This window comes from Streptomyces sp. XY431 (assembly GCF_001279805.1).
GTDB lineage: Bacteria > Actinomycetota > Actinomycetes > Streptomycetales > Streptomycetaceae > Kitasatospora > Kitasatospora purpeofusca.
Genome location: NZ_LGDO01000022.1, coordinates 1 through 12,915, shown reverse-complemented (window position 1 = coordinate 12,915; position 12,915 = coordinate 1). Strand labels below are relative to the sequence as shown.

Sequence of the window (12,915 nt, the reverse complement as noted above, 5' to 3'; positions counted from 1 at the left end):
CACCAATCCCAACCCGATGTTGGGAGACGGTGTTCCCGCACGCGGGCCGGATGCACCGGATACCGCTACGCCATCGGCGAACAACCGCCGCCGCGGCGCAGTCGGTGGGCGTCCGACCGGTCACGCGTACTGCCCCGGACGGGGTCGCGGACCCCGTCCATCTGCATTCATACCCGGTATCGGGGCGGTTCTCGCGCAGTTTCCGCGGTGGCGGTGTTCGCCTGGCGAGAAGTCGGCCGCCACTGACGGTCGGTCAGCCGCGGCCGCGGTGGCCGGTACGCCGTCCCGGTGGCGCCCGCGTTACCGCTTCGCCCTTCCAGCGTTGCACAGGCCGTGACCGTTCTGCCGCCCGGCCCGCTGCCCGAACGGGCGGCCGGGCCCGCGCCGGGCCGCCGAGGCGCCGTCCGGGCGTACGCCGCAGGGCGCGGAGGGAATCCCTCCGCGCCCCGCGCGTGTGCCGTGGACGCTTCGGCCGGTGCCCGGGGCACCGCACCCGTCCGGGCGGCCGGGCAGCGCCCGGATCAGGCCGCGTTGGCCTTCTCGTAGGCCTCGCGCACATTGCTGGGGACGCGGCCGCGGTCGTTGACCTCCAGGCCCTGCTCCTTGGCCCACGCGCGGATCTTGGCGGTGTCCGGGACGCTGCCGGACGGGCGCGGGGCGGCGCTGCGGCCCGCGCGGCGGGGGCCGGCGAGGCGGCCGCTCTGCTTGCGCCCCTTCTCGACGTACGGCGCCAGCAGACCGCGGAGCTTGTCCGCGTTGGCGCTCTTCAGATCGATCTCGTAGGCAACGCCGTCGAGGGCGAACGTCACCGTCTCGTCCGCCGACCCGCCGTCGAGATCGTCTTCAAGAATGACCTGCACCCTCTGTGCCACGGGCTTCCCTTTCCGCTAAACGACCCTTTGCCTAAGGAAAGGAAAGCGCCTTTCTCCGGAAAACACAAACCCCTGACCGTCCCGGGGGCGGCTCACAGGTGCAGCAGCATGCGCGAGTTGCCCAGCGTGTTGGGCTTCACCCGCTCCAGGTCGAGGAACTCGGCAACACCTTCATCGTACGAGCGGAGAAGTTCTTCATAGACATCCGTAGCGATCGCTGCCGGGTCTGTCGTACCATCATCGGTTTCCTGGACCTCTCCGATCTCCACGAAACCGTGTTTCGCGAAGAACGGGACCTCGAACGTCAAGCAGAAAATCCGACGGACGCCGAGCCAGCGGGCGGTCTGCAGCAGCTTCTCCAGCAGCAGGTGTCCGACGCCGTGGCCCCGGCAGGACTCGTCGACGGCGAGCGTGCGGACCTCGGCGAGGTCCTCCCACATGACGTGGAGCGCGCCGCAGGCCACCACCGTCCCGTTGTCGTCGCGTTCCGCGACCCAGAACTCCTGCACCGATTCGAACAGCATGACGGTGGGCTTGTCGAGCAGAATCCCGTCACGCGAGTAGCTGTCGATGAGCCTGCGCACTGCCCGCACGTCCGTGGTCCGCGCCCGGCGGATGGTGACCTCCATGGCCGGACGTTATCGTGCCGGCCCCGATCCGGTCTCCCCGGTATCCGGTCCGCTCCCGGGTCCGCTCTCCGGAGAATCCGGGGCCACCGGATCGGTCGGGAACAGAGCGGCCACCCGCAAGGCGTCCCGCAGCGCCTCCCGTTGCTCCGGCGACATCAGGCCGAAGAAGTGCACCAGGGCCGCGGCCGGATTGTCGCCGGTCGCCCACGCGTCGTTCATCAGGGCCGCCGTGTACGCCTCGCGCGAGGAGACCGGTTCATATCGATAGGCCCGGCCGACGCGCTCCCGGCGGAGCCAGCCCTTTCGGTGCAGCTTGTCCAGGACGGTCATCACCGTGGTGTACGCGATTTCCCGTTCCGACCGCAGATCCAGAAGGACCTCGCGAACCGTGACCGGACGGTTCCACTGCCACACCCGGGTCATGATGGCGTTCTCAAGTTCGCCGAGTTGCCGGACCATAGTCCGGCCAGGATAGGGAGTGAACAGGGCAAATCTTGTGAAGTGCCGCGAAACCGGCGCGCCGCCACCCCCGGAATCCGGGAATGGCGGCGCGGGGTGCGACGGGGGCGTCCGGCGGATGCCGGGCGGCCGTGCGGCCACTCAGTCGACCAGGTCCTCCTTGGCCTTCTGGGCGCCGCCCTGGGTGCGGATGATGGCCCGCACCAGGAAGCCGAAGCCGATCGCCATGACCAGGGGTGGGACGATCGCGCTGACGTAGTCCATCAGGTCACTCCTCCTCGCTCTGCTCCGCCGTACCGGCGGATGCCTTGGGCTCCGGCTTCACCAGCGGGAAGAGCACCGTCTCCCGGATGTTCTTGCCGGTGAGCAGCATGATCAGGCGGTCCACCCCGAGCCCGAGGCCGCCGGTGGGCGGCATCGCGTACTCCAGGGCCCGCAGGAAGTCCTCGTCGATCTGCATCGCCTCGACGTCGCCGCCGGCCGCGAGCAGGGACTGCGCGGTGAGGCGGGCGCGCTGCTCGACCGGGTCGATCAGCTCGGAGTAGGCGGTGCCGATCTCGGTACCGAAGATCACCAGGTCCCACTTCTCGGCCACGCCCGGGATCGAGCGGTGCTCGCGGGTCAGCGGGGAGACCTCGGTCGGGTAGTCCTTGATGAAGGTCGGCCGGACGGCGTTCTCCTCCAGCAGGCGCTCGACCATCTCCAGCACGATCTGGCCGTGGCCCCACTTCTGCTCGAAGGGGATGCCGTGCTCGGCGGCCAGCCTGCGCAGCTCCTCGACGCCGGTCTCCGGGGTGACCTCGGTGCCCAGGTGCTCGGAGATGCCCGGGTAGACGCTCACCTCGGCCCAGGGCTCGGCCAGGTCGATCTCGTGCTCCACGCCGTGCGGGTCCAGGCCCTTGATCACCGTGGTGCCCAGCGCGTCCCGGGCCGCGTTGACGATGGTGGCCCGGATCAGCTCGGCCTGGGTGTCGTAGTCGCCGTAGGCCTCGTACGACTCCAGCGAGGTGAACTCCGGGTTGTGGGTGGAGTCCGCGCCCTCGTTGCGGAAGTTGCGGTTGATCTCGAAGACCTTCTCCGCGCCGCCGACCACCAGCCGCTTGAGGTACAGCTCGGGGGCGATCCGCATGAAGAGGTCGATGTCGTAGGCGTTGATGTGCGTCTTGAACGGACGCGCGTTGGCGCCGCCGTGCACCGGCTGCAGCATCGGGGTCTCGACCTCGATGTAGCCGCGCTCCTCGTAGGTGCGGCGGATCGAGCGGACCACCTTGGAGCGCAGGTGCAGGATCTCGCGGGCCTCGGGGTTGACGATCAGGTCCACGTACCGCTGACGGACCCGGGCCTCCGGGTCGGTCAGGCCCTTGTGCTTGTCGGGCAGCGGGCGCAGGCACTTGGCGGTGAGCTCCCAGCGGTCCACCATCACCGACAGCTCGCCGCGCCGGGAGGTGATCACCTCGCCCTCGACGCCGACCTGGTCGCCGAGGTCGATGTCCGACTTCCAGGCCGCCAGCCGCTCCTCGCCCAGCTTGTCCAGGGACAGCATCACCTGGAGGTCGCCGGAGCCGTCCCGCAGGGTCGCGAAGCAGAGCTTGCCACCGGTGCGGGAGAGGATCACCCGGCCGGTGATGCCGGTCCGCTCGCCGGTCGCGGTGTCCGGGGCCAGGTCCGGGTGCTTGTCCCGGAGGTCGGCGATGGTGCTGGTGCGGGGGAAGCCGACCGGGTACGGGTCGATGCCGGCCGCCCGGAGCCGGTCCAGCTTCTCGCGCCGGACGCGCATCTGCTCGGGAAGGTCGTCGGTCGCGGTGATGGGACTCTGATCGCTCACCCCACCAGGGTAGCCAGCCCGCGGTGGTGCTCCGCCACGGGATTACCGCGCCGCGCGGGGCGGGGCCGGGGTCCGCCGCCCCCGTCCCGCGCGACGGGTTCAGGAGCGCCGGCGGCCGAGGCGGCGGGAGGTGAGGAGCGCGGCGCCGCCCAGGGCCAGCGCGGTGGCGGAGGCCCAGGCCAGCGGGACGGCGTCGCCGCGGCCGCTGTCGGCCAGCTCGCCGCCGTCCGCGAGGTCGAGCGCCGCCGTGCCCGCGGTCCCGGTGGTGCCGGTCCGGGTGGCGGTCCGGCCGGCCGTGGTGGTGGCGGTGCCGCCGGTGGAGCCGGCCGCGGTGCTCCCGCTCCCGGCACCGGTGCCGGCGCCGGTGGAGTCCGCCGCCGAGGCCGGTACGACCGGCGCGGCCGGAGTCCCGGCCCCGCTGTCCGGGACGGGGGTCACGGGCGCGGGGAGCGAGCGCAGCGCGACCTTGATCCGGTCGTTGTCCGGGTTGGGGTCCCAGCTCATGGGGGCGCTCGGGTAGCCCTCCTCCAGCTCGCTGAGCTGGTTCTGGAACGAGACGGTGGCGGACAGCGGGACGGTGCCCTCGTCCAGCTGCACGCCCAGGACGTGGCGGCTGGACGAGCCGTTCGCCATGAAGAAGTCGAAGGCCGTGCAGTCGAACTTGTTGAGCGGGTGGTCCTGGGGCTCGCCCAGGACGCGGTTGTTCGCCCGGCAGTTCTTGGGCAGGTCGGTGACCGTGGCGCCCTCCGGCAGCTGGATCCGGACGAACGGGGTGCCCTCGCCGCCGCTGCGGTCGAAGATCGAGGCCGGGCCCCGGTTGGCGGCCGTGATGGTGAGCGTGCCGGTGCGGCCGGAGGCGTCCGGGGTCCAGGTGCCGGTCAGGCCGAAGTCGGCGCCGTTGTCCGCGAACACCTCCTGCTCGGTGAAGTGGCCGTTGATGTCGGGGTAGCCGGAGGGGATGCCCTCGGCGGAGTCGCGGGTCAGGGTGGCGGGCGCGCCGGTGCCGTGCTGGAAGGTCAGCCGCTTGCGCAGCGCCGGTCCCTGCGCGGCGGCCGCGTTCGGGTCGGCGAAGACCGAGAAGTCCGCGAAGGTGTACTCGGCCTCGGAGGTGACGGTGAGGTCGAGGCCGTTCAGCCGGACCGGCTCGTTGGGCAGGATCTCGCCCTCGACGGTGCAGATGCCATGCGTGGTCGCGATCGGCGTGCCGAAGCCCTCCTGGCCGATCTGGCCCGGGTCGGTGGCGTACTCGCAGTTGGACGGCCAGTCCTCGACCTTCAGGCCCGGCAGCAGCTGGACCTCGACGATCGCCCGGGCGGCCGAGACGCCGCCGCGGTTGGCGAACCGCACGGCCGGGGTGAAGGTGCTGCCGACCTTGGCGTGCGCCTTGGGGGCGATCTCGGCGGTCCGGAACACGGCGCCGCCGACCTCGACCGCGAAGTCCTTGTTCGCCGACTCGGCGCCGGGTGCGGTCAGCGCGGCGTGCACCATGCCCCTCGTGCCGGGCTTGACCCCGGGCACGGCGCTCAGCCACAGGTGGTCGGTGAGGTTGACGTTGGGGCTGCTGAGGTTGTTGAGGTCGCAGGTGATCGTCCGGGCCGCGGTGACGCAGCGGCCGCCGGAGGCGGTGAGCACGGCGACGCCGTCCAGCCCGGTGGTGTCGAGGGTGAGCTTGGCGCCCGGGACCGGGGCGGTGCCGGTCCGGCCGACCCGGAGGAAGACGTTCTCGCCGAACTGCGGCTGGGTGGTCGGCTCGCCCTGGATCTGGACCAGGGCGCCGACCTCGATGCTGAGGGTCGGCCCCGCGGCGTGGGCGGGGACGGCGAGCGTGCCGACGGACAGGGCGGCGACGGCCGTCGCCGCGGCCGTGCCGAGCACCCGGCGCGTGCGGGTCGAGTTCACGGGGATCCTCTTGATCGTGGGGTGTCCCCGCGACCTTATGGACGGTCGGCCGGACGTCAACCCGGTTGATCGCCCATCAATTCGTACAGGACGGGAGCGATCCGGCGGCGCGCGCGGTGATGGTTATCGAGTTGTGACCCGAACGATCCGCCCGGGGAACGGAATTGTCGACAGATGGACCGGGGAGGCCGGGCCGCTCGGTGCGGCGCGGCCTCCCCGGGAGGCGGTGGCGGGACGGGCTCAGCCGGTGCCGGTGGCCAGCTCCAGGTCCTCGGGCGCGGCCGGGTGGGCCGGCCGGTCCGGGTGGGTGGAGGAGGCCTTGGGGCGGCGGCCGAACAGTTCGGCGGGGGTGGGCATCCGGTGCGGCCGGGCGGGCTGCTGGTCCTGCGGGCCGCGGGGGGCGCCCTTGCGGGCGGCGGCGGGCTGCTCGGCGGGGTGCTCGGTGCTGCTCATCGGGATCCGTCCTCCAACAGGGATGAGGGGACTGCTCGGGGGTGCGGCGGGGCTCGGTACGGCGACGAGGTGGCGCTGGCCGCTGGTGAGGGCGAGCCGTTCGCGGACGGCGGCCTCGGCCAGTGCGTGGCAGCGTCCGGCCAGCCGGGAGCGGCGGGAGCGCTCGTGCTGGCCGCAGGGCTGGCGGGACAGTCCGCGCAGCGCGGTGAGGTCCTCCGGTCCCGGGAGGTAGCCGTCGGTCACCGCCTCCTCCAGCCGTTCCAGGTAGCCGCTGGCGCTGCCGGGCAGGGCGGCCCGGTAGCGGGTGAGGTCGGCGAGGAGGAAGGCGCGCAGCCGGCCCCCCTCCTGGACGGCCTCGTCGATCGCCTCGGTCAGACGCAGTGCGTCCTGGACGTCCTCGGCCCACAGGGCGGCACCCGCGTCCGCGTACAGCGGCCGGTCGGAGAGCTGGAAGTGGATGGGGACGGCGGGGTGCAGGGCTTGGGCGAGGGCGCGGCGCAGCACGCGGACTTCGTCGGCGCTGAAGGCCATGCCGCCGCGCGATCCGTGTGGCGTAGGCATGGGCTGACACTACGTGAGGAATATCCGATTTGTCGGTAGTGTCGCGCCGAGCCCCCACGTTCGGACGCTGCGGCGCGTCCCCCGCGGGTCAGCTCGGGCGGTTGCGTTCGAAGACCAGGCGCAGGCCGATGAGGGTGAGCCAGGGCTCGTGGACGTCGAGGGAGCCGGCCTCGCCGAGGACGAGCGGGGCCAGGCCGCCGGTGGCGATCACCTGGACGTCGTCGGGGTCCTTGGAGAGCTCCCGGGCCATCCGGTCGACCAGGCCGTCGACCTGCCCGGCGAAGCCGTAGAGGATGCCGGACTGCATGCCCTCGACGGTGTTCTTGCCGATCACGTTGCGCGGGCGGGTCAGCTCGATCTTGCGCAGCAGGGCGCCGCGGTTGCCGAGGGCCTCGACCGAGATCTCGATGCCGGGGGCGATCGCGCCGCCGACGTAGTCGCCGCGGGCGTTGACCGCGTCGAAGGTGGTGGCGGTGCCGAAGTCGACCACGATGCAGGGGCCGCCGTAGAGGTGGTTGGCGGCCAGCGCGTTGACGATCCGGTCGGCGCCGACCTCCTTGGGGTTGTCCATGAGGACGTGCACCCCCGTCTTCACCCCCGGCTCCACGATCACCGCGGGGACGTCGCCGTAGTACCGGCGCGCCACCTCGCGGAACTCGTGGAGCACGGAGGGGACGGAGGAGCAGATCGCCAGGCCCTCGACCTTCGCGTCCGCGATCGCGGTGCGCGATCCCTGCGAGCCCATCAGGCCGTGCAGCAGCACCGCCAGCTCGTCCGCCGTGCGGCGCGGATCGGTGGAGATCCGCCAGGTCTCGACCACCTCCTCACCGCCGAACAGGCCGAGGGTGGTCTGGGTGTTGCCGACGTCGATGGTGAGCAGCATCAGGTGCTTTCTGCGTCGAGGACCGGGGGCGAACGGGCGAGCGGGCCGGACGGACGGTCAGGCGCGCAGGTCCAGGCCGATGTCCAGGATCGGCGAGGAGTGGGTCAGCGCGCCCACCGCCAGGTACTGGACACCAGTCTGGGCGACCTCGCGCGCGGTGGCCAGGGTGAGTCCGCCGGACGCCTCCAGCTCGGCCCGGCCGGCCACCAGGGCGACCGCCTCGCGCAGCTGCGGGACGGTGAAGTTGTCCAGCAGGATCAGGTCCGCCCCGGCCTCCAGGACCGGGGTGATCTGCTCCAGGGTGTCGACCTCGACCTCGACCGGCAGCTCCGGGTAGGCGGCCCGGACGGCCCGGAAGGCCTCGGCGACGCCGCCGGCCGCGACCACGTGGTTGTCCTTGACCAGGGCCGCGTCCGAGAGCGCCATCCGGTGGTTGGCGCCGCCGCCGCAGCGGACCGCGAACTTCTCCAGCGCGCGCAGGCCAGGGGTGGTCTTGCGGGTGTCGCGGACCACCGCGTCGGTGCCCTCCAGGGCGTCCGCCCAGGCGCGGGTGGCGGTGGCGATGCCGGACAGGTGGCAGAGCAGGTTGAGCGCGCTGCGCTCGGCGGTCAGCAGGTCCCGGGTGCGGGAGCGGACCGAGAGCAGCACCTGGCCGGCCTCGACCCGGTCGCCGTCCTGGACGTGCCGCTCGACCTCGAACTCCTCCTCGCAGACCAGCGAGACGACGGCCTCGGCGATCCGCAGGCCGGCCACCACGCCCGCCGCGCGGGCGGTGAAGTCGGCGGTGGCGACGGCGTCGGCGGGCACGGTGGCCACCGAGGTGACGTCCTCGCCGCCGGCCAGGTCCTCGGCCAGCGCCAGGGTCGCGATGTCCTCGACCTCGACCGGGTCCAGGCCGGCCTCCTCCAGCAGTTCGGCGAGCTGGGGGTCCAGGCCGGTCTCGTAGCCCTCGCCGTCCCCGCAGGCGCAGCCGTCGCCGCAGCCGCCGGCCAGCGGGAGCTCGTCGTGCTCGTGCTCGTGCAGGTGGGTCACGTCGGTCGCGTCGGTCATGGTGGTTACGGCTCCTCGAGGGTGCTGACGGGTCCGCCGGAGGCGGTGAGGGTGGTGATCAGATGGCGTTGCCAGTGCGCGTCGTCGCGCTCCGGGAAGTCCTCGCGCCAGTGGCAGCCGCGGGTCTCCTCGCGCTGCGCGGCGGCGGTGACCAGGGCGTCGGCGACCAGCAGCAGGTTGGCGGCCTCCCAGGTCTCCACCCGGGGGTCGGCCGGCTTCTCCTCGGCGACGGCGGCGCGGGTCTGCCCGGCGAGCAGGGCCAGGCCCTCCGCCGTGGCGGCCATCGACGCGGCCGAGCGCAGCACGCCGGTGCCGCGCGACATCAGCCGCTGGATCTCGGCCCGCGCCTCGGGCGCGGGCAGCGGCACCGGGCGGGCGGCACCGGCCGCCTCGACGTCGACGACGCGCTCGGGCAGGTCCCCGGCGGTGCGCCGGGCGGCCAGGTCGGCGGCGATCCGCTCGGCGAAGACCAGGCCCTCCAGCAGGGAGTTGGAGGCCAGCCGGTTGGCGCCGTGCACCCCGGTGCAGGCCACCTCGCCGCACGCGTAGAGGCCGGGGACGGACGTCCGGCCGCGGTTGTCGGTGCGCACCCCGCCGGAGGCGTGGTGCGCGGCCGGCGCGATCGGGATCGGCTCGGTGACCGGGTCGATGCCGTGCGCGCGGCAGGAGGCCAGGATGGTGGGGAAGCGCCGCTGCCACATCCCGGCGCCGAAGTGCCGCCCGTCCAGGTACATGTGGTCGGTGCCGTGCTCCTGCATCCGGCGGGTGATCGCCTTGGCGACGATGTCACGCGGGGCGAGTTCGGCCAGCTCGTGCTGCCCGACCATGAACCGGACGCCGTCCGCGTCGACCAGGTGCGCGCCCTCGCCGCGGACCGCTTCGGAGACCAGTGGCTGCTGGCCCTCCGCCTCGGGGCCGAGCCAGAGCACGGTGGGGTGGAACTGGACGAACTCCAGGTCGGTGACCTCGGCGCCGGCCCGCAGCGCGAGCGCCACGCCGTCCCCGGTGGAGACCGGGGGGTTGGTGGTGGCCGAGAAGACCTGGCCCATGCCGCCGGTGGCGAGCACCACCGCGCGGGCCCGGACGGCGCCGACGCCGTCCCGCTGGCCCTCGCCCATCACGTGCAGGGTGAGTCCGGCGGCGTGCCCGTCGGCGTCGGTGAGCAGGTCGAGCACCAGGGCGTGCTCGATCAGCTCGATGTCCGGGTCCCGGCGGACCGCCTCGACCAGGGCGCGGGATATCTCGGCGCCGGTGGCGTCCCCGCCGGCGTGCGCGATCCGGTTCCGGTGGTGGCCGCCCTCGCGGGTGAGCAGGACGTCGCCGTCCTCGCCCCGGTCGAAGGCCGCGCCGAGCGCGATCAGTCGGCGGACCGCGTCCGGGCCCTCGGTGACCAGGGTGCGGACGCTGTCCCCGTCGCACAGCCCGGCGCCCGCCACCAGGGTGTCGGCCAGGTGCTGCTCGGGGGTGTCCCCCTCGCCGAGGGCGGCCGCGACGCCGCCCTGGGCCCAGCGGGTGGACCCGTCGTCCAGCATCGCCTTGGTGACCACCAGGGCCCGCAGGCCGGCCCGGCGGACGTTGAGGGCGACGGTGAGCCCGGCCACGCCGGAGCCGACCACGACGACATCGGTGTCGGTGGTCCAGCCCGGCGCGGGGGCGGTGAGGCGGTGGGTGACGGACATGACTTCAGTGGCTCCTTAGCGCGCGACCGGGCCGGCCGCGCCGTTGTCGCCACGGTACGCCGCGTCGCCGCGCAGCAGTCCGGTGCCCTCCCCGGCCTCGGCCGGGTCGCCGCCGGTGCCGGTGACCCGGTTCCGCTCGTCCACGAAGACGACCTTGGGGAGGTAGCCCTTGGCCTCGGCGGTGTCCATCTGCCCGTAGGCGATCAGGATGACCAGGTCGCCGGGGTGGACCAGCCGGGCGGCGGCGCCGTTGATGCCGATGACGCCGGAGCCGCGCGGGCCGGCGATGGTGTACGTCTCCAGCCGGGCGCCGTTGTTGATGTCGACGATGTGGACCAGCTCGCCGGGGAGCAGGTCGGCGGCGTCGAGCAGGTCCTCGTCCACCGTGACCGAGCCGACGTAGTGCAGGTCGGCCTGGGTCACGGTGGCCCGGTGGATCTTGGACTTGAGCATGGTGCGGAGCATTGCGGGTCACGCCTCCTGTGAGTGCATGCCTAGGGGGTACTTGCTGCCCAACGCTCTTCGGGCGAGCGTTTGTTTCGGTCCGGTTCTGCGATCCGGTGCTGCGATCCGGTGTGCCGGGTCCGGCGCGGTGGCTACCGGACGATGATGCGGACGTTGTCGATCAGGCGGGTCGCGCCCACCTTCGCGGCGACGGCCAGCACCGCCTCGCCCTGGAAGTCGTCCGGCGCCTCGGTGAAGTCGTGCGGATCGATCAGGGCGAGGTAGTCGAGGTCGACGCCCTCGGCGGCGTCGAGCACGGCCGAGGCGGCCTCGCGCACGGCCTTCGGGCCCCGCGCGGCCGCGTCCCGGCCGGCGAACAGGGCCTCGGAGAGGGCCAGGGCGCGGGCGCGCTCCTCCGCCGAGAGGAAGCGGTTGCGGGAGGAGAGCGCCAGGCCGTCCTCCTCGCGGACGGTCGGTACGCCGACGATCTCGACGTCGAAGTCCAGGTCGGCCACCATCCGGCGGACGACCGCCAGCTGCTGGGCGTCCTTCTCGCCGAAGAACGCGAAGTCCGGGTCGGTGATGTGCAGCAGCTTGGCGACGACGGTCAGCACGCCGTCGAAGTGGCCGGGCCGGGTGGCGCCCTCGTAGCGCTCGCCCATCGGGCCGGCCGCCATCCGCACCTGCGGCTCGCCGTTCGGGTAGACCTCGTCGACGGACGGCGCGAAGACCACGTCGGCACCGTTGGCCTCGGCCAGCCGCACGTCGTCGTCCAGGGTGCGCGGGTAGCGCTCCAGGTCCTCGCCGGCGCCGAACTGCAGCGGGTTGACGAAGACGGTGACGGCGACCCGGCCCTCCCGGCCGACCTGCTTGCGGGCGGCCCGGATCAGCGCGGCATGGCCCTCGTGCAGGGCGCCCATCGTCATCACGACCGCGTTGTCGACCGGCTGCTCGTCCGGCCAGAACGCCGACTCGAAGTCGTCGACGGTGCGGGTGACGACGGCCCGGTGGACCTTCGGGGCGTGCTGGGCCTTGCCCGGCTGCTTGCCGCGTGCCATTACTGCTTCTCCTCGTTCAGTACGTCCAGCAGCGCCGCCGCCGACGTTTCGTCGATCGTCCCGCGGGCCAGGGCGCGCTGGGCGGTGGCCCGGGCCATCGCCCGGTAGGCGGCGGGGATGTCCGGGGACACCGTACTGAGCTGCGCCAGGTGGCGCCGTACGGTGCCGGCGTCGCCCCGGGCGACCGGGCCGGTGAGGGCCGCGTCGCCGGAGCGCAGGGAGTTGTCGAGCGCGGCGCCGAGCAGCGGGCCGAGCATCCGGCCGGGCTCGGCGACGCCGGCCGTGCGCAGCAGCTCCATCGCCTGCGCGACCAGCGTGACCAGGTGGTTGGCGCCGTGCGCGAGGGCGGTGTGGTACATCGGGCGGACGCTCTCCGGCACCCACTCGGGCTCGCCGCCCATCTCCACCACCAGCGCCTCGGCGACCGGGCGCAGTTCCTCGGGGGCGGTCACCCCGAACGGGCAGCCGGCCAGCCGGGCCAGGTCGACGGAGGTGCCGGTGAAGGTCATCGCGGGGTGCAGCGCGAGCGGCAGCGCGCCGGCCGCGGCGGCCGGCTCCAGCACGGCCACGCCGTGCGCGCCGGAGGTGTGCACCAGGATCTGGCCGGGCCGGACGGCGCCGGTGGCGGCGAGGCCGGTGACCAGGTCGGCCAGCGCGTCGTCGGGGACGGTGAGCAGGACGAGGTCGGCGGCGGCCAGCACCTGCGGCGGGGTGACGATCCGTACGCCCGGCAGCAGGGTCTCGGCCCGGCGGCGCGAGGCGGCGGACACCCCGGAGGCGGCGACCACCTTGTGGCCGGCGAGCTGGAGGGCGGCGCCGAGCGCCGGGCCGACCCGGCCGGTGCCGACCACGCCGACAGCCAGGCGGGCGGGGCGGTTGCCGGGATCGGCCGGGTCGCCGAGGCCGTCGGCGAGCGGGGCGAACTCGCCGCGGTCGGCGAAGTCGGACGGACTCACGCGTCCACCTTTGTCCAGGGGTTCCGTTCCAGTCCACTGCCGGGGTACCGGACGTACCGGCCCATTCTACGGGCGGGGCCGGGCCCGCGGAGCGGTTCGCTCCGGACCGGGCGGGGCCGGGTCCGGAGCGTGGGCGGGGGCCGGGGC

13 protein-coding genes are annotated in these 12,915 nt (G+C 73.5%); all 13 read right to left on the bottom strand.

Annotated features, from left to right (window positions below; genetic code table 11):
* Window positions 1-521: 521 nt before the first annotated feature.
* Window positions 522-872, bottom strand: coding sequence for a histone-like nucleoid-structuring protein Lsr2 (locus ADK60_RS03905; RefSeq protein ID WP_045937970.1), 351 nt, complete (start codon window positions 870-872; stop codon window positions 522-524).
* A 92-nt stretch (window positions 873-964) separates the two neighbouring features.
* Window positions 965-1,501, bottom strand: coding sequence for an amino-acid N-acetyltransferase (locus tag ADK60_RS03900; RefSeq protein ID WP_045937969.1), 537 nt, complete (start codon window positions 1,499-1,501; stop codon window positions 965-967).
* A 9-nt stretch (window positions 1,502-1,510) separates the two neighbouring features.
* Entirely contained in the window at window positions 1,511-1,960 is a 450-nt protein-coding gene (locus ADK60_RS03895) for a BlaI/MecI/CopY family transcriptional regulator (protein ID WP_053643255.1), read from the bottom strand.
* A 141-nt stretch (window positions 1,961-2,101) separates the two neighbouring features.
* A complete protein-coding gene (locus ADK60_RS47425) occupies window positions 2,102-2,224 on the bottom strand; it encodes a hypothetical protein (RefSeq protein WP_030393758.1) in 123 nt (40 codons plus the stop codon).
* 4 nt (window positions 2,225-2,228) lie between these two features.
* On the bottom strand, window positions 2,229-3,785 hold the full coding sequence (lysX, locus tag ADK60_RS03890; RefSeq protein ID WP_078896162.1) for a bifunctional lysylphosphatidylglycerol synthetase/lysine--tRNA ligase LysX: 1,557 nt from the start codon (window positions 3,783-3,785) through the stop codon (window positions 2,229-2,231).
* 99 nt (window positions 3,786-3,884) lie between these two features.
* Window positions 3,885-5,684: a hypothetical protein gene (locus ADK60_RS44470; RefSeq protein ID WP_053643253.1), complete on the bottom strand. Its 1,800-nt coding sequence runs from the start codon at window positions 5,682-5,684 to the stop codon at window positions 3,885-3,887.
* A gap of 240 nt (window positions 5,685-5,924) precedes the next feature.
* A complete protein-coding gene (locus ADK60_RS45575) occupies window positions 5,925-6,698 on the bottom strand; it encodes a hypothetical protein (protein ID WP_079008031.1) in 774 nt (257 codons plus the stop codon).
* Window positions 6,699-6,786: 88 nt separating this feature from the next.
* Window positions 6,787-7,581 (bottom strand): type III pantothenate kinase, encoded by a 795-nt coding sequence (locus tag ADK60_RS03875; RefSeq protein ID WP_045937965.1) that lies wholly within the window; start codon window positions 7,579-7,581, stop codon window positions 6,787-6,789.
* 57 nt (window positions 7,582-7,638) lie between these two features.
* Window positions 7,639-8,631, bottom strand: a complete 993-nt coding sequence (gene nadC, locus ADK60_RS03870; RefSeq protein WP_045937964.1) for a carboxylating nicotinate-nucleotide diphosphorylase — start codon at window positions 8,629-8,631, stop codon at window positions 7,639-7,641.
* A 5-nt stretch (window positions 8,632-8,636) separates the two neighbouring features.
* A complete protein-coding gene (locus ADK60_RS03865; protein WP_053643249.1) occupies window positions 8,637-10,310 on the bottom strand; it encodes an L-aspartate oxidase in 1,674 nt (557 codons plus the stop codon).
* A gap of 15 nt (window positions 10,311-10,325) precedes the next feature.
* Window positions 10,326-10,775 carry an aspartate 1-decarboxylase gene (gene panD / locus ADK60_RS03860; protein ID WP_045937962.1) on the bottom strand — a complete coding sequence of 150 codons (450 nt, stop codon included), beginning with the start codon at window positions 10,773-10,775 and terminating at the stop codon, window positions 10,326-10,328.
* A gap of 131 nt (window positions 10,776-10,906) precedes the next feature.
* Window positions 10,907-11,812, bottom strand: a complete 906-nt coding sequence (gene panC, locus ADK60_RS03855) for a pantoate--beta-alanine ligase (RefSeq protein WP_045937961.1) — start codon at window positions 11,810-11,812, stop codon at window positions 10,907-10,909.
* Complete coding sequence (locus tag ADK60_RS03850; RefSeq protein ID WP_051741738.1) at window positions 11,812-12,675, bottom strand: Rossmann-like and DUF2520 domain-containing protein; 864 nt, start codon at window positions 12,673-12,675, stop codon at window positions 11,812-11,814. The genes panC and ADK60_RS03850 overlap by 1 nt, the downstream gene beginning before the upstream one ends.
* Window positions 12,676-12,915: the final 240 nt, after the last annotated feature.

Excerpts from the sequence above, each read along its gene's own strand:
- ADK60_RS03900 (WP_045937969.1), bottom strand. The coding sequence starts at position 1,501 with ATGGAGGTCACCATCCGCCGGGCGCGGACCACGGACGTGCGGGCAGTG.
- ADK60_RS03895 (WP_053643255.1), bottom strand. The coding sequence starts at position 1,960 with ATGGTCCGGCAACTCGGCGAACTTGAGAACGCCATCATGACCCGGGTG.
- ADK60_RS47425 (WP_030393758.1), bottom strand. The coding sequence starts at position 2,224 with ATGGACTACGTCAGCGCGATCGTCCCACCCCTGGTCATGGCGATCGGC.
- ADK60_RS45575 (WP_079008031.1), bottom strand. The coding sequence starts at position 6,698 with ATGCCTACGCCACACGGATCGCGCGGCGGCATGGCCTTCAGCGCCGAC.
- ADK60_RS03875 (WP_045937965.1), bottom strand. The coding sequence starts at position 7,581 with ATGCTGCTCACCATCGACGTCGGCAACACCCAGACCACCCTCGGCCTG.
- nadC (WP_045937964.1), bottom strand. The coding sequence starts at position 8,631 with ATGACCGACGCGACCGACGTGACCCACCTGCACGAGCACGAGCACGAC.
- ADK60_RS03865 (WP_053643249.1), bottom strand. The coding sequence starts at position 10,310 with ATGTCCGTCACCCACCGCCTCACCGCCCCCGCGCCGGGCTGGACCACC.
- panD (WP_045937962.1), bottom strand. The coding sequence starts at position 10,775 with ATGCTCCGCACCATGCTCAAGTCCAAGATCCACCGGGCCACCGTGACC.
- panC (WP_045937961.1), bottom strand. The coding sequence starts at position 11,812 with ATGGCACGCGGCAAGCAGCCGGGCAAGGCCCAGCACGCCCCGAAGGTC.